The 24840-nt window shown below is 59.8% G+C and carries 18 protein-coding genes and 1 pseudogene; 10 read left to right on the plus strand and 9 right to left on the minus strand.

What is annotated here, in order from left to right; all coding sequences use genetic code 11:
• Window positions 1–13: 13 nt before the first annotated feature.
• Entirely contained in the window at window positions 14–358 is a 345-nt protein-coding gene (locus tag AB4N43_RS07470) for a YggL family protein (RefSeq protein WP_007896965.1), read from the minus strand.
• 234 nt (window positions 359–592) lie between these two features.
• Between AB4N43_RS07470 and dacB the strand changes: the two genes are divergently transcribed.
• Window positions 593–2053 carry a D-alanyl-D-alanine carboxypeptidase/D-alanyl-D-alanine endopeptidase gene (dacB, locus tag AB4N43_RS07475; RefSeq protein ID WP_059181320.1) on the plus strand — a complete coding sequence of 487 codons (1461 nt, stop codon included), beginning with the start codon at window positions 593–595 and terminating at the stop codon, window positions 2051–2053.
• 135 nt (window positions 2054–2188) lie between these two features.
• On the opposite strand, the gene AB4N43_RS07480 is transcribed toward dacB, so the two are convergent.
• Both AB4N43_RS07480 and rlmKL read right to left on the minus strand, forming a co-directional pair.
• Window positions 2189–4588: a sensor domain-containing diguanylate cyclase gene (locus AB4N43_RS07480; protein ID WP_027922569.1), complete on the minus strand. Its 2400-nt coding sequence runs from the start codon at window positions 4586–4588 to the stop codon at window positions 2189–2191.
• 142 nt (window positions 4589–4730) lie between these two features.
• Window positions 4731–7001, minus strand: a complete 2271-nt coding sequence (rlmKL, locus tag AB4N43_RS07485) for a bifunctional 23S rRNA (guanine(2069)-N(7))-methyltransferase RlmK/23S rRNA (guanine(2445)-N(2))-methyltransferase RlmL (RefSeq protein WP_027922568.1) — start codon at window positions 6999–7001, stop codon at window positions 4731–4733.
• A 531-nt stretch (window positions 7002–7532) separates the two neighbouring features.
• Here rlmKL and rmf point away from each other — a divergent pair.
• Complete coding sequence (gene rmf / locus AB4N43_RS07490) at window positions 7533–7748, plus strand: ribosome modulation factor (protein ID WP_003223300.1); 216 nt, start codon at window positions 7533–7535, stop codon at window positions 7746–7748.
• Between the two features lie 179 nt (window positions 7749–7927).
• Here rmf and AB4N43_RS07495 read toward each other — a convergent pair whose 3' ends face one another.
• Window positions 7928–8947: a quinone-dependent dihydroorotate dehydrogenase gene (locus AB4N43_RS07495; RefSeq protein WP_059181321.1), complete on the minus strand. Its 1020-nt coding sequence runs from the start codon at window positions 8945–8947 to the stop codon at window positions 7928–7930.
• Window positions 8948–9175: 228 nt separating this feature from the next.
• On the opposite strand from AB4N43_RS07495, the gene AB4N43_RS07500 reads away from it, so the two are divergent.
• From AB4N43_RS07500 to cobA, 8 genes and pseudogenes are all read left to right on the plus strand, one after another.
• Window positions 9176–10387, plus strand: coding sequence for a CmpA/NrtA family ABC transporter substrate-binding protein (locus AB4N43_RS07500; RefSeq protein ID WP_027922566.1), 1212 nt, complete (start codon window positions 9176–9178; stop codon window positions 10385–10387).
• Between the two features lie 15 nt (window positions 10388–10402).
• Window positions 10403–10978 carry an ANTAR domain-containing response regulator gene (locus tag AB4N43_RS07505; RefSeq protein ID WP_027922565.1) on the plus strand — a complete coding sequence of 192 codons (576 nt, stop codon included), beginning with the start codon at window positions 10403–10405 and terminating at the stop codon, window positions 10976–10978.
• 309 nt (window positions 10979–11287) lie between these two features.
• A complete protein-coding gene (locus tag AB4N43_RS07510) occupies window positions 11288–12499 on the plus strand; it encodes a nitrate/nitrite transporter (protein WP_027922564.1) in 1212 nt (403 codons plus the stop codon).
• Between the two features lie 7 nt (window positions 12500–12506).
• Window positions 12507–14177, plus strand: a complete 1671-nt coding sequence (locus tag AB4N43_RS07515) for a bifunctional protein-serine/threonine kinase/phosphatase (protein ID WP_027922563.1) — start codon at window positions 12507–12509, stop codon at window positions 14175–14177.
• Between the two features lie 349 nt (window positions 14178–14526).
• A complete protein-coding gene (gene nirB / locus AB4N43_RS07520; protein WP_027922562.1) occupies window positions 14527–16980 on the plus strand; it encodes a nitrite reductase large subunit NirB in 2454 nt (817 codons plus the stop codon).
• Complete coding sequence (gene nirD, locus AB4N43_RS07525) at window positions 16977–17294, plus strand: nitrite reductase small subunit NirD (RefSeq protein ID WP_027922561.1); 318 nt, start codon at window positions 16977–16979, stop codon at window positions 17292–17294. Before nirB ends, nirD begins: the two co-directional genes overlap by 4 nt.
• Window positions 17294–20010, plus strand: a pseudogene (locus tag AB4N43_RS07530) (nitrate reductase). Before nirD ends, AB4N43_RS07530 begins: the two are co-directional and overlap by 1 nt.
• 10 nt (window positions 20011–20020) lie before the next feature.
• Window positions 20021–20794 (plus strand): uroporphyrinogen-III C-methyltransferase, encoded by a 774-nt coding sequence (gene cobA, locus AB4N43_RS07535; protein ID WP_027922559.1) that lies wholly within the window; start codon window positions 20021–20023, stop codon window positions 20792–20794.
• Between the two features lie 74 nt (window positions 20795–20868).
• Here cobA and AB4N43_RS07540 read toward each other — a convergent pair whose 3' ends face one another.
• The 5 genes from AB4N43_RS07540 to AB4N43_RS07560 form a co-directional block, all read right to left on the minus strand.
• Entirely contained in the window at window positions 20869–21912 is a 1044-nt protein-coding gene (locus tag AB4N43_RS07540; RefSeq protein WP_027922558.1) for an OmpA family protein, read from the minus strand.
• A 107-nt stretch (window positions 21913–22019) separates the two neighbouring features.
• On the minus strand, window positions 22020–22610 hold the full coding sequence (gene sigX / locus AB4N43_RS07545; RefSeq protein ID WP_008146300.1) for an RNA polymerase sigma factor SigX: 591 nt from the start codon (window positions 22608–22610) through the stop codon (window positions 22020–22022).
• Window positions 22611–22697: 87 nt separating this feature from the next.
• Window positions 22698–23522 carry a mechanosensitive ion channel family protein gene (locus tag AB4N43_RS07550; RefSeq protein ID WP_008048604.1) on the minus strand — a complete coding sequence of 275 codons (825 nt, stop codon included), beginning with the start codon at window positions 23520–23522 and terminating at the stop codon, window positions 22698–22700.
• A 2-nt stretch (window positions 23523–23524) separates the two neighbouring features.
• Window positions 23525–23773, minus strand: a complete 249-nt coding sequence (locus tag AB4N43_RS07555; RefSeq protein WP_027922557.1) for a hypothetical protein — start codon at window positions 23771–23773, stop codon at window positions 23525–23527.
• Between the two features lie 63 nt (window positions 23774–23836).
• A complete protein-coding gene (locus AB4N43_RS07560; protein WP_027922556.1) occupies window positions 23837–24832 on the minus strand; it encodes a zinc transporter ZntB in 996 nt (331 codons plus the stop codon).
• Between the last annotated feature and the right edge of the window lie 8 nt (window positions 24833–24840).

Below are 24840 nucleotides of genomic sequence, written 5' to 3' on the forward strand. Positions count from 1 at the left end.
AAAAGCTATGACATCAAGCTACCGGATTGATCGGCTTTTCCGGGTACCAGACGTCGATCAGCGGGCTGACGGTTGCTTCGGTCAGTTCGCTGCGGCCTTTGAGCCAGGCTTCAACAGCTGCGCGCTGCTCTTCGGACACCGAGCCACGCTTCTGCAGGCAAACCAGACCGAAGTCGTCGCCGCCAACATAACCCAGACCGTTGGCTTCCATGGCTTCTTTCAGGAACGCGTCGAGGAAAGCATCAATGGCTTCATCAGCCAAATCTTCTTTGAAATCCAGGTTCAGTTCGAAACCCAGCTCTTGAAATTCATCGACGCACAGTTTTTTGCGCAGACGCTGGGAACGGTTAGTCGCCATTGGAACAATCCTCATAAGTAATAACGGGCGGCACTTTAGCAGTTTAAGCCGCTAATTGCCCGACTCTCTGGGGGGCATCGCTGACCGCCGGTAAAAAAATAGCAGATTAGAAGGCCATGGCACGGCACACACTTTCAAGCCTTGGGGCATAATGCCGACACTTTCATGACCACTGAGGGATTTTATCGCCATGCCCTCGTCTTTTTCCCCCTCGGCTGTAGGGTTTTATTACACATGATCAAGTCTTTGCGTCCATTGTTGCTGGCCAGTTTCATTCTTCCGCTGGCCCTCTCCGTCTCCGCCGCCCCGATCAACACTGCGCTCACGCCTAACGTCGAAAAAGCCCTCAAGGCCAGCAAGTTGCAGGACAACGCCCTGTCACTGGTGATGATCCCGCTCACCGGGCCGGGCACGCCGACCGTTTACAACGCGGACGTTTCGGTCAACCCGGCCTCGACCATGAAGTTGGTCACCACCTATGCCGCGCTGGAAATGCTCGGCCCGAACCACCAGTGGAAAACCGAGTTCTACACCGACGGCACCCTCAGCGGCGGCATTCTCAATGGCAACCTCTACCTCAAGGGTGGCGGCGATCCGAAGCTGAACATGGAGAAGCTCTGGCTGCTGATGCGTGACCTGCGCGCCAACGGCGTGACGCAAATCACCGGCGACCTGGTGCTGGACCGCGGTTTCTTCGTACAACCGCAGTTGCCCGAATTCAATGACGACGGCAATGACGAGAACAAGCCGTTCCTGGTCAAACCCGACTCGCTGATGGTCAACCTCAAGGCCCTGCGTTTTGTCGCGCGTAACGACGGCGGTCGGGTATTGGTGTCGGTGGAACCGCCGATTGCCAGCATTCGCATCGAAAACCAGGTCAAGGCCGTCAATTCCAAGCAGTGCACTGGCGGTGTGCGCTACAACCCGGTGACCCAGCCGGATGGCAGCATGACCGTAACGGTCGGCGGCCAGTTGGGCGATGGCTGCAGCTCGCAGACCTATCTGTCGCTGCTTGACCACGCGACCTACACCGCCGGCGCCGTGCGCGCCATCTGGAAGGAGCTCGGTGGCAGCATTCAGGGCAAGGACGTGCTGGCGGCCACTCCGGGCAATGCAAAACTTCTGGCCCGGGCTTACTCGCCGGATCTGGCGGAAATCATCCGCGACATCAACAAATACAGTAACAACACCATGGCGCAGCAGCTGTTTCTGAGCCTGGGCCAGAAATTCCGTACCGATGCCGATGGTGACGATGCCAAGGCTGCCCAGCGCGTAGTACGTCAGTGGCTGGCGAAGAAAGGCATTACCGCACCGCACCTGGTGATGGAGAACGGTTCCGGCCTGTCCCGCGCAGAACGCGTCAGCGCCCGTGAAATGGGAGCGATGCTGCAAGCCGCGTGGCATAGCCCGTATGCTGCCGAGTTCATCAGTTCGATGCCGATTGCCGGCACCGACGGCACCATGCGCAAACGCCTGAAGACCACCGCGATGCGCGGCGAAGCCCACGTCAAGACCGGCACCCTGAACACCGTACGCGCCATCTCCGGCTTCAGCCGCGACGTCAATGGCAACACGTGGGCAGTCGTGGCGATTCTCAATGACAAGGCACCGTTTGGCGCGTCGTCGGTACTGGATCAAGTGCTGCTGGACCTCTATCGCCAGCCGAAACTGCCAGACACGGCGTCGGTGCTCTAACCCGATCCTCCAGACACTGGAGATCACCTGTGGAGCGAGCCTGCTCGCGACAGCGGTCTAACATTCAACTCAGATGTTGACTGATAAACCGCTATCGCGAGCAGGCTCACTCCTACAAGGGTTGTGTGTCAGGCCTTAGGTTTTCTGGGCCTCGACCCGATCACGTCCCGCCTGCTTCGCCGCATACACCCCCGAATCCGCTCGCAGCAACAGCGCATCCGCGCCCTCCCCGACGCGCCAACTGGCGATCCCGAAACTCGCGGTAACGAACCCCACGCAGTCAATCGGTGAACTGCGCAGCCCTTGCCACAACTGCATGGCCAGCACGTGCGCCTGCTCGCGGTCGGTGTCCGGGCAGAGCACCATGAATTCTTCTCCCCCAAGGCGACAGAACACGTCCGTGCGCCGCAGCCGATGACCAATGCGCTCACACACGGCTTGCAACACCCGATCCCCCACGGCGTGGCCATGCTGGTCATTGATGCGTTTGAAGTGGTCGATGTCGAGCATGATCACCGACAACTCGCCCACGCCACGCTGGACCCTCGCCATTTCGGTGGTCAGGCGCTCCTGGAAATAACGGCGGTTGTGAATCCCGGTCAGCGAATCGGTAATCGACAGCGCCCGCAGCTCCTCTTCCACTCGTTTCAGGTCAGAGATGTCGGAAATGTAGCCATGCCAGAGCACCCCGCCACCGGGCAGCTCTTCGGGCGTTGCCTCACCGCGAACCCAACGCAGGCCGCGCATGGGCAGTTGCACGCGGTATTCCTCGCGCCACGGACTGAGGGTGTCCGCCGAGGCGCGGATCGAGGCACGGACCCGGGTCGTGTCCTGTGGGTGAATGCGCGTGAAGATCGCTTCGGCATTGAGCAGCAGCACGTCCGGTTCCAGCTCGTAGATCTCGCGAATACCGTCGCTGGCATAGATCACACTGAAGCGGCCGTCGAATTCCATCTTGAATTGGTAGATGCCACCAGGCACATGGGCGCTGAGTTTCTTCAACAACAGGTCCCGTGCCGCGAGCGCCTCATGCACACGCTTGCGCTCGGTAATGTCGATGCAGATCGCCAGGTGACCGACCCACAACCCCTGCTCGTCGAGCACCGGGGTGGCGAGCATGTTCACCGCCAAATGGCTGCCGTCGCTGCGTACCAGCGTCCACTCCCGCGCCTCGCTACCGCCCTCTTCGTCCCCTTCGACCAACATCGCCTGACAGGTCGGAATCGGTTTGCCATACCGCGCACTCAACTCCGCGGCCCGCGCTACCAGTTCCCGGGGGAAGTGCAGGTTTTCCAGGGTCATATGCCCCACGACGTCCACGCTGGCGTAACCCAGCATCTGCTCGGCGCCGGCGTTGAACGTGCTGATGACCCCGCGCAGGTCGGTGGCGATGATCGCCACCTGAGTCGCCGCATTCAGCACGCCGCGCAACTGGCCGTGGGTGCCACGCAACTCTTGCTCACGGGCCCGCAGTTCCTGGGTGCGTTGCTCCACCATTTTCAGTGCGCGCTGACGCTGACTGACCAGCACATACAGCAACGCACTGAGCAGCAGACTGAGCAAACCGCCCAGCACCATCAGGGGCATCACCGAGGAATGATTGGCTTTTGTAAAGGCTTCGCTCGGCGTGATGTCAACCTGATAATCGTGATCGGCCAATCGCAACAGCCGGCTCGCGGACAAATCACTGGCCGCCGGTGAGTTGAAAGACTCGTAGAGCACTTCGTGCTGCTCGTCGATCGACAAATCGAGAATGCGCACCGAAAGATAGTCGTAGTTGGCGTCCGGCAATCCATCGGCCAACAGCTGGCGCATGCTGATCACCGCCATCACATAACCGGAGGGTTTTACCCCCGCTGCGCTGGATGAGTTACGCGGCATCACCGGGGCCACCAACAGCACGCCGCGCGCATAGGCCGGCTCGATGCTGACCAGATGCATGGGCTGCGACACCGCCATGGTGCCCAGTTTGTCCGCCCGCTCAAGGGTGGCGCGGCGCATCGGCTGGGCCAGCAAGTCGTACCCCAGCGGCGAGCCCAGTCGACTTTGCGTCTGGCTGTACAGCACCGCCACGTATTCATCGCGCTCGGCGGCCAATTGCAGTTGACCGTTGCCGTCGAGCTCACGAAGGGTGAAATTGCTGAAGCCCTCGTCCCGCACCTTTTGTTCGAATGCCGCGCGCTCGGCACGAGTCACTCGGGCCGCGAAGGAATAGGCCTGGGTTCGGTGCAACAGGGGTTGGGTGTAACCGTCGAACTCCTCGCGGGAGACCGAGTCGGAATTGACGAAGAACCGGCGCAGACCGTCGAGGCGCTGCTCCTGGTCTTCGAAACGTTCTTCAATGCGGCTGTAACGCTCACTGGCCAGCAGTTGAAAGCGTTGTTTGAGTTGATGGTGAAACACATTGACCGTCGACCAGGCCAGTAACCCGGTGAGCACGCCGCCCATGAGCAATACCAGCAACGCGACCAGCCAGGCCGACACATCTTCGCTGATAAAACCCAGGATCTTGGGGCGTACGGCCTGAAACGACATAAAGGCAACTCACAATGCCAGGTGCCGGAAAAGCCCATTGGCCATGAGTGAGTTATAGCCATTAGCCACTAATTTGGCCAGCACTGAAATGACCCAAGAGCCTTTAAAAATCAAGGCTCTGTGGATCCAATCAGCTCAAGTGTCAACGCGCGGTGATTTTCCAGGCACGGTGGATCTTCCCGTTACGGGCGAAATCCGGATCGATGGTCTGGGCAGTGATTTCTTCAACGGCGTAACGCTCGGCGAGGTTTTCCTCAAGGGTGAACTTGCGGAAGTTGTTGGAGAAGTACAACACCCCACCGGGTGCCAGACGCGCCATGGCCAGGTCGATCAACTGCACCTGATCGCGTTGCACGTCGAAGATCCCTTCCATGCGTTTGGAGTTGGAGAACGTCGGCGGATCGATGAAGATCAGGTCGTACTCGTCACGGCAGGCCTCGAGCCAGGCCATCACGTCGCCCTGCTCCAGGCGGTTTTTGTCAGAGAAACCGTTCAGCGACAGATTACGACGCGCCCAGTCGAGGTAGGTTTTCGACAGGTCAACGCTGGTGGTGGTGCGTGCGCCGCCCTTGGCCGCGTGAACACTGGCCGTTGCGGTGTAGCAGTACAGGTTGAGGAAGCGCTTGCCGGCCGCCTCTTTCTGAATGCGCATGCGCATTGGGCGGTGGTCGAGGAACAGCCCGGTGTCGAGGTAGTCGGTGAGATTGACCAGCAGCTTCACGCCACCTTCATTGACTTCGACGAACTTGCCCTGCGCAGCCTGACGCTCGTACTGCTTGGTGCCGCTCTGGCGTTCGCGACGCTTGACCACCACACGGCTCTTGTCGATGTTCAAGGCCTGCGGAATCGCGGCCAGGGCATCGAACATGCGGGCCGAGGCTTTTTCCGGATCGATGGATTTCGGCGCGGCGTATTCCTGGACGTGGACCCAATCCTGATACAGGTCGATGGCCATGGAGTATTCCGGCATGTCGGCGTCATACACGCGATAGCAGTCGATGCCTTCACGCTTGACCCACTTGCCCAACGCCTTGAGGTTTTTCTGCAGGCGATTGGCAAACATCTGCCCGCCCTCGCTCAAGCGCGGTTGCTCGATCACCACCGGGGCCGGTTTGATCGGATTGCCGTTCTTGTTGTACTTCTCGTACTTGCCCGGTGCCACGTCGTTGTCGGCGACTTCGACTTCAGCCTGCTCGCGCTCGACCTGACGCTGTTCCGGGGTGCGACGTTCGCCGGTGACGAACTGGTCGGGTGTGACCTTGATCAGCAGCAGCTTGCACGGCAACGCGCCGTTCCAGAACGAATACTGTTTGTGGCTGCGAATGCCCATGCGCTTGCCCAGGTCCGGGGCGCCGGTGAACACCGCGGCTTCCCAGTTCAGGCAGGCCTGACGCAGACGTTCGCCGAGGTTCTGGTAGAGGTAGAGCAAGCTCGCCTCATCGCCCAGACGCTCGCCGTACGGCGGGTTGCAGATGACCAGGCCTTTCTGGTTCTGGTCCGGACGCGGCTCGAACGTACCGACTTCGCCCTGGTAGATCTTGATCCACTCGCTCAGGCCGGCACGCTCGACGTTGTTGCGGCCCGGTTGAATCAGGCGCGGGTCGGCTTCGTAACCGCGAATCCACAGCGGTGGCTTGGCCAGGCCGGCCGCACAGCGCTCGGTGGCTTCTTCGTGAAGTTTTTTCCACAGCGCCGGGACGTGACCGAGCCAGGCGGTGAAGCCCCATTGCTCGCGACGCAGGTTCGGCGCCATGTCGGCGGCGATCATCGCTGCTTCAACGAGGAACGTACCGACACCGCACATCGGGTCAGCCAGCGCGCCGCCTTCGGCCGCAATGCGTGGCCAGCCGGAACGGATCAGGATCGCGGCCGCGAGGTTTTCCTTCAGCGGCGCCGCGCCTTGCTGCAAGCGATAACCACGCTGGTGCAGGCTGTGACCGGACAGGTCGAGGGACAGAATCGCTTCGCCACGGTCCAGGCGCAGGTGAATACGCAGGTCCGGGTTGAGCTTGTCGATCGACGGACGGTCGCCTTGCGGGGTGCGTAGTTTGTCGACGATGGCGTCTTTGACTTTCAGGGCACCAAAGTGAGTGTTGTCGATGCCCGAGCCATGACCGCTGAACTCGACGGCCAGGGTGCCGTCGTTGAGCATGTGGTCTTGCCACTCGATGTCCAGCACGCCGTGGTACAGGTCTTCAGCGTCTTTCATCGGGAAACGCTTGAGCACCAGCAACACCCGGTTCGCCAGACGCGACCACAGGCACAGGCGATAAGCGGTTTCCATGGTCGCCATGCCGCGCACGGCAGAGGTGTGCTCACGTGCTTCTTCAAGGCCAAGCCCGACGGCTTCCTCGATCAGCAGGCCTTCAAGGCCTTTGGGGCAAGTGAGGAAGATTTCGAATTGATCGGACATTGGAATTTCAGAGCCTTTAGCTAAGTGAACCGACAACGCATTGCCGATCCGGTTTTCAATCAGGCGCTTTTCTAAAAGAGCGCCCGCGTGGCACGAAGGTGTGCCGTCCCACCTGTGCTGCTCAGGTTAGAAGAGCTTAGATGCACAGGCAGATAAAAAAGTTGATGCAACAAAATGTCATAAGTCGACCCTTCGTCGAATAATGCTTCTGCGCAACAGAAGTCATTCTCACTAAAGGATTAACCCCGTCATCCTGCGGGGGGCCGATCATACAGGGCTTTGGCCAATAAACACGGGCAAACATCGTGTTACTTATGGCCATAGCATCTTTATGGTTACGTCCTTATGACAAAACGATCATTCCCTCGATGTGACGCATTGGTTAGAACTCAACACAGGTTGACGCCGCAACGACGTCGACACCTTGGCTCGCGACGCCGGCAGCGGGCCCCAACGGCAGAAGTTTTTTTCTGCCAGACCTCGATTGAGGTCTACGCGATAAATACAGTCAACAAGTGAGGGCAACACCCTATGAGAAGACTTAAGCGTGATCCGTTGGAAAGAGCATTTTTGCGCGGATATCAATATGGCGTTGGTGGCAAATCCCGTGAGCTTTGCCCATTTACTCTACCGTCAGTACGCCAAGCCTGGATTAACGGCTGGCGCGAGGGACGCGGCGACAACTGGGACGGTATGACCGGCACTGCGGGAATCCACAGACTCAACGAACTTCACGCCGTCGGCTAATTTACAGGGCCTAACACTCCGACACGACAATCTGATGACTGAATGAATTAACCACGCACGTCCCATCCGGACGGCGGGCTCCGGCCCAGGGGCTCCTTCGAGGAGCCCTTTTTTATGCCTGTCTTTCGCCGAAACGTGTAGCAGCTGTCGAGCCTGCGAGGCTCGACAGCTGCTACACGTCAGCGCTGGGCGGCTATGGCGTCTACCGACTCACGAATCAGCGCCGGACCTTTGTAGATAAAGCCGGAGTAGATCTGCACCAGGCTCGCACCCGCAGCGATTTTCTCTGCGGCGTGTTTGCCTTCGGTGATCCCGCCCACGGCGATGATCGGCAAGCGACCGGCCAGCTCCGAGGCCAGCACCTTCACGGTGTGGGTGCTCTTGTCACGAACCGGTGCGCCGGACAGACCGCCCGCCTCGTCACCGTGCTCCATGCCTTCTACACCGACGCGGCTCAGGGTGGTGTTGGTGGCGATCACCGCGTCCATCCCGGTTTCAATCAGCGCTTGTGCGACCTGCGCGGTTTCTTCGTCGGTCATGTCCGGTGCGATCTTGATCGCCAGCGGGACATGTTTACCGTGACGCAACGCCAACTCGGCGCGGCGCGTGGCCAGGTCAGCGAGCAACTGCTTGAGCGAATCGCCGAACTGCAGGCTGCGCAGGCCCGGGGTGTTCGGCGAGCTGACGTTGACCGTCACGTAGCTGGCGTGGGCGTAGACCTTGTCCAGGCAGATCAGGTAATCATCGACCGCGCGCTCGACCGGGGTGTCGAAGTTCTTGCCGATGTTGATGCCCAGCACGCCCTTGTATTTGGCGGCGGCTACACGCGCCAGCAGGTGATCGACGCCAAGGTTGTTGAACCCCATGCGGTTGATGATCGCCTCGGCTTCCGGCAGGCGAAAAATCCGTGGTTTCGGGTTGCCCGGTTGCGGACGCGGGGTGATGGTGCCGATTTCGACAAAACCAAAACCCAACTGGGCGAAACCGTCGATGGCCGCGCCGTTCTTGTCCAGACCCGCCGCCAAGCCCACCGGGTTCGGGAAGTCCAGGCCCATGACCGACACCGGCATTTTCGCCGGGGCCTTGCACAGCAAGCCGTTGAGGCCCAAACGTCCGCCCGCGCCGATCAGGTCCAGAGACAGATCGTGGGAGGTTTCCGGGGAAAGTTTGAACAACAGCTGACGGGCCAGGGTGTACATGGGCGGGTTTGACTCTGGGCTACGAAAAGTGGCGGCAATTATAGCCGCGCATCGGGGCCGCAGGCGAGGCGCGCGACAAAATCAGCGAGCGATGGCATATGCCTTGCACCACCACCGGTATCAGCACTCATGCCAACGGCGGAATGGGTCGAAAGACAACGGCGTCGTCACTGGCCCTTGCTCTGGCAAGGCGCCTGGTACGGCGTTTTTTATGCAAGGTGCTTATCGATGATTGAAGTTCCAGCCAACCCTCTGGCGTGGGTCAATGGCAGCGATGCCCCGGAAAAGACCGACATCAACCTCGGTTTCATGGCCCTGAGCGACTGCGCCTCGGTGGTGGTCGCCGCCACTCAGGGGTTCGCCCAGCCTTACGGCCTGACCCTGAACCTCAAGCGCCAGTCGTCCTGGGCCAACCTGCGGGACAAACTGGTCAGCGGCGAACTCGACGCCGCCCACAGCCTGTATGGTCTTATTTATGCCGTCCATCTGGGCATCGGCGGCGTGGCCTCGACCGACATGGCCGTGCTGATGGGCCTGAACCAGAATGGCCAGAGCATCAATCTCTCTCACGGTTTGCAGGCGCTGAGCGTGACCAGTCCTGATGCACTCGAGCGCCACGTGCACCAATCTCGCCCGAAACTCACCTTCGCCCAGACCTTTCCGACCGGCACCCACGCCATGTGGCTGTATTACTGGCTGGCGAGTCAGGGCATCCACCCGCTGCAAGATGTCGACAGCGTGGTGGTACCGCCCCCGCAAATGGTCGCGCACCTGCAAGCCGGGCGTATCGATGGCTTTTGCGTGGGTGAACCGTGGTCCGCCAGCGCAGTGCAACAGAATCTCGGCTTTACCCTGGCGACGACCCAGACCATCTGGCCCGATCACCCGGAAAAAGTCCTCGGCTGCACCCGTGCGTTTGTCGAGCAGTATCCCAACACCGCGCGGGCCTTGGTGATGGCGATCCTGGAAGCCAGCCGGTTCATTGAACAAAGCACGGAAAACCGCCGCAGCACCGCGCAGCTGTTGAGCGCGCCCGACTACCTCGACGCCCCCCTCGACTGCATCGAACCGCGCCTGTTGGGCGACTACGCCGACGGCCTGGGCCATCGCTGGCAGGACCCGCACGCGTTGCGCTTCCATGCGGGCGGCGAGGTCAACGTGCCGTACCTGTCCGACGGCATGTGGTTCATGACCCAGTTCCGGCGCTGGGGCTTGTTGCGCGACGATCCGGATTACCTCGGCGTGGCCCGTCAGGTCCAGCAACTGGATCTGTACCGCGAAGCCGCCAGTGCCGTCGGTGTCGATATCCGGGGGCAGGACATGCGCAGCAGCCAGTTGATCGACGGCAAAGTCTGGGACGGTTCCGACCCGGCCGGTTATGCCCGCAGCTTCAAGTTACACGCCCTGAGCGACAGCTCGCACCGATTCGCCCAGCGCTGACAGGAGACTGCGAACATGCTGCGTATCCTGCTGATCAACGACACTGCGAAAAAAGTCGGTCGACTGAAAGCCGCCCTGACCGAAGCCGGGTTCGAGGTAATCGACGAATCGGGCCTGACCATCGACCTGCCCGAACGCGTCGAAACGGTGCGTCCGGACGTGATCCTGATCGATACCGAGTCACCGAGCCGCGATGTGCTGGAACAAGTGGTGTTGGTGACCCGTGACCAGCCACGACCGATTGTCATGTTTACCGATGAACACGACCCCGGCGTGATGCGTCAGGCGATCAAGTCCGGGGTCAGTGCCTACATCGTCGAAGGCATTCACGCACAGCGCCTGCAGCCGATTCTCGACGTGGCCATGGCGCGGTTTGAAAGTGACCAGGCCCTGCGCGCCCAGCTGTATGCCCGCGACCAGCAACTGGCCGAGCGCAAGCGCATCGAACTGGCCAAGGGGCTGTTGATGAAGATGAAAAGTTGCAACGAGGAAGAGGCCTACACCCTGATGCGCCGGCAGGCGATGAGCCGGCAACAGAAGTTGATCCAGGTTGCCGAGCAGATCATTGCCATGAGTGAGTTGCTCGGGTAACCGATCGTTCCCACGCTCCTCGTTACAGCTTGAAGCGGACGTGGAGCGTCCATGGCGGCATTACCACGCTCCGCGTGGGAACGATCTCCTGAAACTGGCACAAATCTGGCTAAGTAATCACCACAGGTAACCAACGGCGGTTGCCCCACCTACGACAAAGACGTCGCTCACCTCATTTGCCCTTGGCGAATCCGGTAGCGGCGTTTTTTCGTTTTGGCCCCACAGCCCGGGGCCGGTGGTGCGGCCCACAGGCGCCCCACCTGCTAGCTCATGACTCCTTCTCGAGACTCTTCACAGCTGAGGTGCGCGATGAATTCAAGCTTCTGGAAATCCGGCCATACGCCGACACTGTTTGCGGCCTTCCTCTATTTCGACCTGAGCTTCATGGTCTGGTACCTGCTCGGCCCGTTGGCCGTGCAGATCGCCGCCGACCTGCACCTGACCACCCAACAACGCGGGCTGGTGGTGGCCACGCCGATCCTGGCCGGGGCCGTGCTGCGCTTTATCATGGGCATGCTGGCGGATCGTCTATCGCCCAAAACCGCCGGACTGATAGGCCAGGTGATTGTCATCTGCGCGCTGTTCGGCGCCTGGAAACTCGGGATTCACAGCTATGAGCAAGCGCTGGTGCTGGGCCTGTTCCTCGGCATGGCCGGGGCGTCCTTCGCCGTCGCCCTGCCGCTGGCCTCGCAGTGGTATCCGCCACAGCATCAAGGCAAAGCCATGGGCATCGCCGGTGCCGGTAACTCGGGCACCGTGCTTGCCGCACTGATTGCTCCGGTATTGGCCGCTGCGTTCGGCTGGAGCAACGTGTTCGGCTTCGCCCTGATCCCGCTGATCCTGACACTCATCGTTTTTGCCTGGCTGGCGAAAAACGCGCCGGAACGGCCGAAAGCCAAGTCGATGGCCGACTACTTCAAGGCCCTGGGCGATCGCGACAGCTGGTGGTTCATGTTTTTCTACAGCGTGACCTTCGGCGGCTTCATCGGCCTGGCCAGCGCCCTGCCCGGCTATTTCAACGACCAGTACGGCCTGAGCCCGGTGACGGCCGGTTACTACACGGCGGCCTGTGTGTTCGGTGGCAGCCTGATGCGCCCATTGGGTGGTGCCCTGGCAGATCGCTTCGGCGGGATACGCACGCTGCTGGCGATGTACACGGTGGCGGCGCTCTGCATTGCAGCGGTGGGTTTCAATCTTCCGAATTCCTACGCGGCGCTGGCGCTTTTCGTCTGCACCATGCTCGGTTTGGGTGCAGGCAACGGCGCGGTGTTCCAGTTGGTGCCGCAGCGTTTTCGTCGCGAGATCGGCGTGATGACCGGTTTGATCGGCATGGCCGGTGGTATCGGTGGCTTTGCGCTGGCGGCAGGCATGGGCGCGATCAAACAGAGCACTGGCAGTTATCAACTGGCCCTGTGGTTGTTCGCCAGCCTCGGCGTCCTGGCCTGGTTCGGTCTGCACGGGGTAAAACGTCGCTGGAGAACCACCTGGGGTTCGGCCGCTGTGACGGCGGCGCGGGTCTGAGGCCTCAATGAGCCTGCAACTGAGCTTTGCCGAAGCCAGCGCCATTGGCCCGCGCGAGGAAAACCAGGACGCCCTGCGCCTCGTGACGCCCGCCCCGGCGCTGGCGGCCAGCAAAGGCTACTTATTCGCCATTGCCGACGGCGTCAGCCAATGCGCCGACGGCGGTCTCGCCGCCCGCTCGACCTTGCAGGCGCTGGCGCTGGACTATTACGCCACCCCGGAAACCTGGGGTGTCGCTCAGGCACTGGACCGCCTGCTGCTGGCGCAAAATCGCTGGCTGCAGGCCAATGGTGGCGGGCAACCGCTGCTGACCACGGTCAGTGCATTGGTCATGCGCGGCAGGCGTTTTACCCTGGCCCATGTCGGCGATTGCCGGGTGTATCGCTGGCACGCGGATCAATTGCAGCGCGTCAGCGAGGACCATGTCTGGGACCAGCCGGGCATGCAGCACGTGCTGAAACGGGCACTGGGACTGGATCAGCATCTGGTGCTGGACTTTCTCGATGGCGAATTGCGCCTGAATGAGAGTTTCGTGCTGCTCAGCGACGGCATCTGGGCTGTGCTGGGTGACACCGCGATTGCCGCCATTCTGCGAGATCAGCCCGATCTGGAGAGCGCGGCACAGACCCTCGTCAACGCTGCGCACCTGGCCGGCAGCCAGGACAACGCAAGTGCCTTGCTGGTACGAGTCGATGCCCTGGGTGAAACGAGCATTGGTGATGCGCTGATTCACTTACAGCAATGGCCGTTGCCACCGGCGCTGAAACCCGGTCAATCCTTCGAAGGCTGGCACGTTGACGGGATACTCGGCCAGAGCCAGCAATCGCTGCTCTATCGGGTTCGCGACGGACAACAGCAACCCTGGCTATTGAAAACCTTGCCCGCCGCGCTGCACGACGATCACCTGGCCGGGCAAGCGTTGCTGTCGGAGGAATGGTTTCTCAAGCGCGTGGCGGGACGGCATTTTCCTGAAGTCCATGCCGCCAGTCAGCGTCAGCATTTGTACTACGTGATGCGCGAATATTCCGGAACGACGCTGGCAGCTCTGCACACCCGTGTCGGACCTCTGCCTTTGGCGCAATGGCAAGATCTGGCCGAGCGCCTGCTTCGCGCGGTTGGCCTCCTGCATCGACGGCAGATTCTGCACCGCGACATCAAGCCGGAAAACCTGCTGCTGGGTGACGACGGCGAATTACGTCTGCTGGATTTCGGCCTCGCGTATTGCCCAGGCTTGTCAGAGGATCAAACCTCTGCCCTGCCTGGAACGCCCAGTTACCTTGCGCCGGAAGCCTTTCGCGGGGACATCCCGACGCCGCAACAAGACCTGTACGCGGTGGGCGTGACCCTGTATTTCCTGCTGACCGGGCATTATCCCTACGGTGAAATCGAAGCGTTCCAGCGACCACGGTTTGGTGTACCGGTCAGCGCCAGTCGCTATCGTCCGGATTTGCCGGAATGGATTGCGCAATGCCTGGAACGTGCCGTTGTGGCGGATCCGGGTCAGCGGTTTGAAACGGCGGAAGAATGGTTGCTGCTGCTGGAACAGGGCGAGCGGCGCAGCTTGAGCGTGCGGCCCAGACCGTTGATGGAGCGTGAGCCGTTGAAGGTTTGGCGGACATTGGCGCTGATGTCATTGCTGCTGAATCTGGTGCTGCTGGTTCTTGTATTTCATCGCTGATTCAAATCCCCTGTAGCCGCTGGCGAAGTCTGCTGCTACAGAATCCGCGCCAAATGCGGGCATCGCGCATTGATTCGGTGCGAAAAAACCTATTTCACATTCCAAGTCTTCGACCAAACCCAGTAAATCCGGCCACCTGAAGCACTTGGCACAACCACTGCATTACCCTTTCCACCACACATAAAGCCCAGCCTTCAACGATGAAGACTGCGCTTCCCGAGAGAACGGGACCAGGACAAAGGCGTCCTCGCTAGGCAACTAGCGGGACGCCTTTTTTTGTTTGCGCAAAATTTGTCGAGCCAGACCTGAAGCCCTGATGAGGCGGGTCACCGCTCCCCCGGAGAACCTGATGAAAAAATTAAAACTGGTGATGATCGGCAACGGCATGGCCGGGGTTCGCACCCTGGAAGAACTGCTCAAGTTGAGCAACGAGCTGTACGACATCACGGTCTTCGGCGCCGAACCCCACACCAACTACAACCGCATCCTGTTGTCGCCGGTACTGGCCGGCGAACAAACGTTCGAAGAGATCGTGCTCAACGACCTCGACTGGTACCTGGATAACAACATCAAGCTGCTGCTCAACCGCAAAGTGGTGGAGATCGATCGGGTCAAACGCCGGGTCATCGCCGAAGACGGCACCGAGGCCGAATACGATCGCCTGTTGATCGCCACCGGCTCGACCCCGTTCATCCTGCCGATCCCGGGCAACACCTTGCAGGGCGTGATCGGTTACCGTGACATCGCCGACACCCAGGCCATGATCAACACCGCCAAGACCCACAAGCACGCCGTGGTCATCGGCGGCGGATTGCTCGGTCTGGAAGCCGCAAATGGCTTGATGCTGCGCGGCATGCACGTGACCGTGGTGCACCTCGGTGAATGGTTGTTGGAACGACAACTCGACAAGACCAGCGGCCAGTTGCTGCAAACCGCCCTTGAAGCGCGTGGCCTGCACTTTCGCCTCTGCGAACAAACCCAGGCCCTGCACGATGCCGGCAATGGCCGGGTCGGCTCGGTTGAATTCAAGAACGGCGACATCATTCCCGCCGACCTGGTGGTCATGGCCGCCGGCATCCGCCCCAACACCGAACTCGCGGAAAAATCCGGCATTCCCTGCAATCGCGGGATTCTGGTCAACGACACGATGCAAACCTACGACCCACGGGTCTACGCCATCGGCGAGTGCGCCAGCCATCGCGGCATCGCCTACGGCCTGGTTGCACCGCTGTTCGAGCAAGCCAAGGTTTGCGCCAATCACCTCGCCCAATTGGGTTTCGCCCGTTATCAAGGTTCGGTGACGTCGACCAAACTGAAAGTCACCGGCATTGACCTGTTCTCCGCCGGCGACTTCATGGGTGGCGAAGGCACCGAAACCATCACCCTCTCCGACCCGATCGGTGGCGTCTACAAAAAACTGGTGATCAAGGATGACGTGCTGGTCGGTGCCTGTCTGTACGGCGATACGGCAGATGGCGGTTGGTATTTCCGGCAGATTCGTGAGAATCACGCCATTGGCGAGATCCGCGATCACCTCATGTTTGGTGAAAACGCATTAGGCGACGTAGGACATCAGGGCCAGGACAAGGCCATGAGCATGGCCGACACCGCCGAAGTCTGCGGCTGCAACGGCGTGTGCAAAGGCACCATCGTCAAGGCGATTCAGGAACACGGGCTGTTCAGTGTCGACGAGGTGAAAAAACACACCAAGGCTGCCAGCTCTTGCGGTTCCTGCGCCGGCCTCGTCGAGCAGATCCTGATCAACACCGTGGGCGGCGCGGCAGACGTGAAGCCGAAAAGCGAAAAAGCCATCTGCGGTTGCAGCGACCTCAACCACGGGCAAATCCGCCAGGCCATTCGCGAACAACATCTGCTCACCATCGCCGGCACCCAGAGCTACCTGAACTGGCGCACCCCGAACGGCTGTGCCACCTGCCGCCCGGCGCTGAACTACTACCTGATTTCCACCTGGCCGGGCGAAGCCAAGGATGATCCGCAATCGCGCCTGATCAACGAACGCGCCCACGCCAACATCCAGAAAGACGGCACCTACTCGGTGGTTCCACGGATGTGGGGGGGCGTGACCAACCCTTCGGAATTGCGCCGCATCGCCGACGTCGCCGACAAATACAACGTGCCGATGGTCAAGGTCACCGGCGGTCAGCGCATCGACTTGCTGGGGATCAAGAAACAGGACCTGCCGGGCGTCTGGAAAGACCTCGACATGCCGTCCGGCCACGCCTACGGCAAATCCATCCGCACCGTGAAGACCTGCGTCGGCAGTGAGTTCTGCCGTTTCGGCACGCAAAATTCCACGCAGCTGGGCATCGAACTGGAGCATGACCTGTTCAACATGTGGTCGCCGCACAAAGTCAAACTGGCCGTCTCCGGTTGCCCGCGCAACTGTTCGGAAGCAGGCATCAAGGACGTCGGCATCATCGGCGTGGATTCCGGCTGGGAGATGTACATCGGCGGCAACGGTGGGATCAAAACCGAAGTCGCCGAGTTTTTCGTCAAATTGAAAACCGCTGAAGAGGTGCGCGAATACAACGGCGCGTTTTTGCAGCTCTATCGCGAAGAAGCCTTCTACCTCGAACGCACCGTGCATTACCTGCAACGGGTCGGCATGGACCACATCAAGAAAGCCGTGCTGGAAGACCCGGAACGACGCAAGGCGCTCAATGACCGGCTGCAATTCTCGCTGTCGTTCGAACAGGATCCGTGGAAAGAACGCCTGACGCAGCCATTGCTGAAAAAAGAATTCGACGTCATTCCCGTGAAGAACCTGGAGGTGCTGGCATGAACTGGCTAGATATCTGCGCACTGGAAGAAATCAACGCCCTGGGCTCGCGGATCATTGCCGGCCCCAAAGGTGACATCGCGATTTTTCGCACCAGCGATGATGAAGTGTTCGCCCTCGATGACCGTTGCCCACACAAGGGCGGACCGTTGTCCCAAGGTTTGATCTACGGCAAGCGAGTGGCCTGTCCGCTGCACAACTGGCAAATCGACCTGGAAAGCGGCGAAGCCCAGGCCCCGGACATCGGCTGCGCCCATCACCACCCGGCGCGGGTCGAAAATGGCCGAGTGATGCTGGCCCTGCGGGACGCAGGCTGATGGACCGCCAGATCACCGCGTCCACCTGCTGTTATTGCGGGGTCGGCTGCGGCGTGCTGATCGAACATGACGGCGAGCGCATCCTCGGCGTCAGCGGCGATCCGGCGCACCCGGCAAACTTCGGCAAATTGTGCAGCAAGGGATCAACCCTGCATCTGACCGGCGACTTGACGGCACGGGCGCTGTACCCGGAACTGCGCCTGGGCAAAGGCCTGGCGCGCAGCCGCACCGACTGGGACACCGCACTTGATCACGCCGCCAGCGTTTTCGCCAAAACCATTGCCGAACATGGCCCGGACAGCGTGGCGTTCTACATCTCCGGGCAGTTGCTGACGGAGGACTACTACGCCTTCAACAAACTGGCGCGGGCGCTGGTGGGCACCAATAACATCGACAGTAATTCGCGGCTGTGCATGTCGTCGGCGGTGGTCGGCTACAAGCGCAGCCTGGGCGCCGATGCACCACCGTGCAGCTATGAAGACCTGGAATTGAGCGACTGCGTGATGATCGTCGGCAGCAACATGGCCTACGCCCACCCGGTACTTTTTCGCCGCCTCGAAGAAGCCAAATCCCGCCGACCACAGATGAAAGTCATCGTCATCGACCCGCGTCGTACTGACACCTGCGATTTGGCTGACCTGCACCTGGCGATTCTTCCGGGGACCGATGTCGCCTTGTTCCATGGGATTTTGCACCTGCTGCTGTGGGAAGACTGGATCGACCGCGACTACATCAAGGCCCACACCGACGGCTTGCCCGAGCTGAAGACTCTGGTGCGCGACTACACCCCGCAGATGGTGTCGCAACTGTGCGGAATCAGCGTTGAGCAACTGCAGCAATGCGCCGAATGGGTCGGTACTTCACCGAGTTTCCTGTCGTTGTGGTGCATGGGGCTGAACCAGTCCACCGCCGGCAGTGCAAAGAACAGCGCACTGATCAATTTGCACCTGGCGACCGGACAAATCGGCCGTCCTGGTGCAGGACCTTTCTCTTTGACCGGTCAGCCGAACGCCATGGGCGGCCGGGAAACCGGCAGTCTGTCGAACCTGTTGCCGGGCCATCGCGATGCCGCCAATGCCGAGCACCGCGCTGACGTGGCGGCTTATTGGGGTGTCGATCAACTGCCGGAAAACCCGGGGCTGACGGCCATTGAGTTGTTTGAGCAGGTGGGCAGCGGAAAGATCAAAGCCTTGTGGATCGCCTGCACCAACCCCGCTCAGTCGCTTCCCGATCAGACGGCCGTGCGCGCGGCACTGCAAGCCTGCCCGTTCGTGGTGTTGCAGGAGGCCTTTCGCACCACTGAAACCGTGAGGTTTGCCGACCTGTTGTTGCCCGCCGCCAGTTGGGGCGAGAAGGACGGTACGGTAACCAACTCCGAGCGGCGCATTTCCCACGTCCGTCAAGCAATCGTCGCACCGGGTGAAGCACGTCCGGACTGGGCGATCACCGTGGATTTCGCACAGCGTCTGGAAAAACGTCTACGCCCGGAAGCCACCAGCCTGTTCGCCTTTGAAACCCCGGCGCAGGTGTTCGACGAATACAAACAACTGACCCGTGGTCGGGATCTGGATTTGTCCGGGATCAGCCACGCATTGATCGACAAGCTCGGCCCGCAACAATGGCCCTTTCCTGCGGGCGCCAGCGCAGGCACTGCACGTCTCTATCTCGACGGTGTTTTCCCGACTGTCAGCGGCCGCGCGCAGTTCGTGGCTGATCCATATCGCGCCGCCAAGGAACAGCGCGATGCACGTTTCCCGCTGACGCTGATCACCGGTCGCCTGCGCGATCAATGGCACGGCATGAGCCGCACCGGCACTTCGGCGCAGCTGTTCGGTCATGTCAGCGAAGCCGTGTTGGGCCTGCACCCGGATGAACTGCGCCGGCATCGCCTGCAATCCGGGGATTTGATCAGCCTGAAAAGCCGCCGCGGCGCGGTGATCGTGCCGGTCGCCAGTGACGACAGCGTGCGCCCGGGCCAAGCCTTTTTGCCGATGCATTTTGGTGACCGTTTCTTCAAGGGGGGGTGAACAGCCTCACCCTGCCCGCCTTCGACCCGTTGTCGAAACAACCTGAGCTCAAGCACAGTGGCGTGCGCCTCGAGCCAGTGCAGTTGCCCTGGCACCTTTTCGCGCTGGTAGAGGGTGATGTCCAACAGCATTTTGAGACGCTACGACCCCTTTGCGAGGCGTTTTCCTACGTCAGTCTCAGCCTGGCAGGCCGTGAGCGCCCTGCACTGCTGATACGCGCTGCCAACGCCACCGCGCCAGACCCACAACTGCTGCGCGATATCGATCAAGGCCTGGGGCTCAACGACGGTCCGGTGCTGGCCTACGACGATCCACGGCGTTCCATCGGTAAACGCGTGCGGATCGAGAACGGACGGATCACCGCGATCCGCTTGGCGGGTGAAACCCTTGCCCGGCACTGGTTGCAAAACCTCTGGCTCGAAGGTCGCGCCGATGAACAACTGCGACGCTGGCTGCTCGCCCCACTGAGTGCACCGCCGGGCCAGGTCGACGCCGAAGCCATCGGCAACAAAACCCTGTGCAACTGCAAAAACGTCAGCCAAAACGCGGTCTGCGCCGGCATCCGCCGCGGCCTGGACTTGCAGGGTTTGAAACAGGAATTGGGTTGCGGCACGCAATGCGGCTCCTGCGTCCCGGAAATCAAGCGTTTGCTGGCCGCCACCGCGCAGCCGGTCGCCATCATCTCGTGAGGAAAACACAATGAACGCAAAAGTCTGGCTGGTGGGCGCGGGTCCCGGTGACCCTGAATTGCTGACCCTTAAAGCTGTTCGAGCGTTGAGAGAAGCGGATGTGGTGCTGATCGACGATCTGGTCAACGACGCGGTGCTTGAGCACTGCCCCGGCGCGCGCATTATTCCGGTGGGTAAACGCGGTGGCTGCCGCTCTACGCCACAGGAATTCATTCATCGTTTGATGCTGCGTTATGCCCGTCAGGGCAAATGCGTCGTGCGGCTCAAGGGGGGTGACCCGTGCATCTTCGGGCGTGGCGGTGAAGAAGCGCAGTGGTTGCGTGAGCGCGGGGTCGAGGCCGAGCTGGTCAATGGCATCACCGCCGGCCTGGCTGGCGCGACTCAATGCGATATTCCGTTGACCCTGCGCGGTGTCGCGCGAGGCGTGACGCTGGTGACCGCCCACACTCAGGATGGCAGCAGCCTGAACTGGCAAGCACTCGCTCAAGGTGGCACGACGCTGGTGATCTACATGGGTGTTGCGAAGCTCAGCGAGATCCGTGAGCAACTGCTGGCGGGCGCAATGTCAGCAGATACGCCGGTGGCGATGATCGAAAATGCATCGTTGCCGCATCAACGGGAATGTCGGAGCAGCCTGATGGCGATGGAAGAAGATGCCTTGGCCTTCGCGTTGAAAAGCCCGGCCATCCTGGTGATTGGAGCAGTTGCCGGCAACTGTGCGAGCGAGCCTGCTCGCGAAGAGGCCCTGTCCGTCGACATTAACGTCGGATATCAACGCGCCTGACACATCCCGGTTCACCAAATCGCAGACAAAGAAAAGCCCGGCCTAAGCCGGGCTTTTCTCAGAGCGGCGGGTAATTACTTACCTTGGGCTTCAACCTGCGCTTCTACGCGACGGTTTACAGCGCGGCCAGCTTCAGTTTTGTTGTCAGCAACTGGGCGAGTTTCGCCGTAGCCGATCGACTGAACGCGGGACGATTCAACACCGTACTGGTTGGTCAGAACTTGTTTAACGGCGTTTGCACGACGCTCGGACAGTTTCTGGTTGTAAGCGTCAGGACCGACGGAGTCAGTGTGACCTTCAACAGTAGTGGTGGTGGATGGGTACTGCTTCATGAAATCAGCCAGGTTCTTGATGTCGCCGTAGCTGTTTGGCTTGACTACCGACTTGTCGAAGTCGAATTTCACGTCCAGCTCAACACGAACAACTTCAGCAACTGCCGGGCAGCCATCAGCGTCAACAGTTACGTTGGCTGGGGTGTCTGGGCACTTGTCAACGTTGTCGCAAACGCCATCGTTGTCGCTGTCGGAGCAGACTTCTGGAGCTGGAGCAGCAGCGACTGGCTTGTTGCCGCCACCGAAGTTCACGCCCAGACCAACGGATGGGATGTAGTCCCACTTGCCGTTGTCCAGTTTGTAGTCAGCTTCTACGCCAGCACGAGCGTAGACGTTTTCCAGGAAGTAGTACTTCAGACCAGCGCCAGCAGTCAGGAAAGTCGACTGGTCACGACCGGTGTGGCCATCAGCGGCTACGTTGGTCATGCTGCCGTGCTTAACGCCACCTTGAACGTAAGGACGCAGAGCGTCGCCAGCGTTGTTGAAGTGGTACTGAGCGTTCAGACCGAACTGGTCGCCTTCAATTTTCTGAGAACCGGTACCGTTGTTCGAACGGGTGTGGTCGTCAGCATTGTAGGTCAGGTTCAACGATACGTCGTCGGTCAAGAAGTAACCGATGGAGGCGCCAGGAGTGTAGCCGTCTTCAACGTTCTTAACGCTGTCGTTGTACTTCTTCCCGTAGTTGAGCTCGCCTTCAACTGCGCCTTGGCCTTGTGCCAGAACGCCGAACGAAGTAGCGGCAATAAGAGTACCAATGGCCAAGCCCAAGGTGTTTTTCAGTTTCATCCGTTAAATCCCCATCTGGTGATTGTAAAGCAGTCCCTCAAACCGGGGGACAACTCGGCGGCTAGTCTATCAGAACTAGCCTACACGTAAGAGATATTTGCGCTGAACTAAGTTTCAGCAATGCCTGCAAATTTCTCACGCAATTTATCAAGAGCACGTTTGTACCGCATTTTTGTCGCACTCAAACCCATATGCATGATATCCGCGATCTCTTGAAATTCCAGCTCTGCGACAAAACGTAGCACCAGAATTTCACGGTCAATCGGGTTTACATACACCAGCCAGCGATCAAGTCCACCCTTATCCTCGGGTTTCGGCGCCTTTTCTTCAGACGCTTCCTCAAGGGGGTCCAGACTCAAAGCGTCCATCAAGCGACGCTTTCGCCGTTCCTTCCGATACTGTGTGATGCATTCGTTGTACGTGATGCTATATAGCCATGTCTTGAACTTCGATTTCCCCTCGAAGTTCTTCAAGCCGTACAGCACCTTCAACATCACTTCCTGACAGACATCGTCTGCGTCGCGATCGTTCCCAAGGTATCGGGCACAGACGTTAAATAATGTTCGCTGGTAACGCCGCATCAGTTCTTCATAGGCGCGCGTTACGTGAAACAGCTCGGTATGCGAGCGCGCGACCAACTCCTCATCAGAGAGCTCGCGGGGGTCGTAGCGCGTGGAGAGCGATTGAGCTTTATTCAAAACAAGTCGGGCCGACAGTCAGGTCAATGTCCGCCGCTGCCCTTTCGGGGCAATTCGCGGCGGCATACATTAGCAGGGTTTGCCGGGTTAGCGGCTACTCACATGCTGCTCCAAGAGAATCCGATTGGAGAGAGAGACTAGCTCACCCTCATCGGTCAGCAATGTGGTTTTAACCGTGCCGATCTCTTCGATCTGACCTTCGACCTCGCCAACACGCACTTGTTGCCCAACCTGATACAGCTCACGCACATAGATTCCCGCAAGAATCTGACCGGCAATTTCCCGGCTTCCCAGCCCCATGGCCAGCGCAACCGCCAGACCAACGGTGATCAATACGATGACAATCACATGGTTGAGCAGGTCTGTCTTGACCTCCAACTGGCTGATCGCTACCGAGATACTGATGATTATCACCAGGCCCTGAGCAATTCGTCCCAACCCCGAAGCATAGTCCAGCCCTACGCCTTCTGCCGCGCCGCGCACCAGCCCATTGGCCAATTGCGCCAGCAACACACCCACCAGCAACACCAGCGCTGCGCCAAATACCTTGGGCAGATACAAAGCCAGCATATCCAGCGTAGCTGAAACTCGTTCAAGTCCAAGGGATTCTGCTGCAGAAACCAGAAAAATCAGCAGGACGAACCAATAGACGATCTTGCCGATCAAGGTCGATATCGGTACTTGAAGGCCGGCCCGGGACAATAATTTAGTCAGACCGGTGCCGCCCATCAAGCGATCGAGACCCAGCTTGGCGAGCAGCTTGGACAATAAAGTGTCCAAAAGTTTCGCCACGACAAAACCCAACAGCAGCACAACCAGTGCGCCGAACAGGTTCGGAATGAAGTTCGCAACCTTTGTCCATAACGCAGTCATTGCAGTGACGAGGCTCTGAGTCCAGAGATCAAGTTCCATATTCAATCAGCCTTATCAGCAGTGCGAACGGTAGGTTTACGGTGGCGGGAGACCGGCGCGACGTGGGCCGAGCCGTTGTTGAGGGCAATCATCAGCGCGGGCAACCAGCGGCCCAGCAGGCTGAACAGATCGCCAGCGCCGACCTGGCGATTGGCGGTTTTCAGTACACGCCCAAGGCACGCATCGTCGTCCCGGGTGGACGGTGATGCATTGAGCATGTCGCGCAAAGACTGTTCAAACGGATCGTGCATACGCACCTCTCGTGATGTCTGTGAAAGACGCGATCAAATTTGCCCGGGTCACATGACGCATGCTCACACCCAACGCAAACGTCGAAATAACCACCACTGCCCGAGCGCCACCGAGACCATCATCAGGCACGCAATCAGGAAGCCATACGGGCTCGCCGAGAACGGAATACCACCGACGTTGATCCCCAAAAGACCGGTCAGGAAACTCATCGGCAAAAAGATCCCGGTGATGATCCCGAAGCGGTACATCGTGCGGTTCATGCGCACGCTCAAACGTCTGTCTTCAGCCTCGAGGACCAGCCCCACCCGCTCCCGGGTCAATTCCAGCTCCTCAAGGTAGCGGGTCAGGCTGTTGTTCAATTCGTTCCAGTAATCACCATCGTCTTCGACAAACCAGGGCAATTTTATACGCGTCAGTTGCCCGAAAATATCCCGCTGAGGTGCAAGAAAACGTTTCAGCGCCGCTGCCCTGCGACGGATCTGCAATATGGCGCCGTGCTCGGGAGTATACCGTTCGTCGGCATCCAGTTTTTCTTCTTCCTCATCGACCACTTCCGAGAGGCAACTGACCAGATCCTGCACTTTATTGGTGAGGTACTGCGCCATATACAGGACGAGTTCGGACGCGGTTTTCGGCCCTTTGCCGTCGGCGAGCTGCACCAACAATTCATCGGTGGCGCGCAATGGACGCAAACGCAGGGAAATAACCCGCTTGGCCGAGGCGAAAATCCGCACCGAAACCATGTCTTCCGGTTCTGCGCCGGGATTCAAATTGACCCCACGCAAAAATAGCAGCAGTTCGCTGTCCGAAAGCTGTAGAAGACGCGGTCGGGTATTTTCTTCGAGCAGGAGGTCGCAGCTGAATTCACTCAGCCCGCTGGTTTTACGCAGCCAGGTCTGGGTTTGCGGATGACTGCGATCCCAATGCAGCCACAGGCTCTCATGGGCCTGAAGCTGCAAGTCATCGAGTTCAGTCCGGGCTATCGAACGCGCACTGCCTTTACCGTCCAGTACCAGGGCATGCACCAGGCCCCACTGCGCGTTTTCTTCCTCGAACATCCGCATCC

Source organism: Pseudomonas sp. S2_B07 (assembly GCF_054668435.1).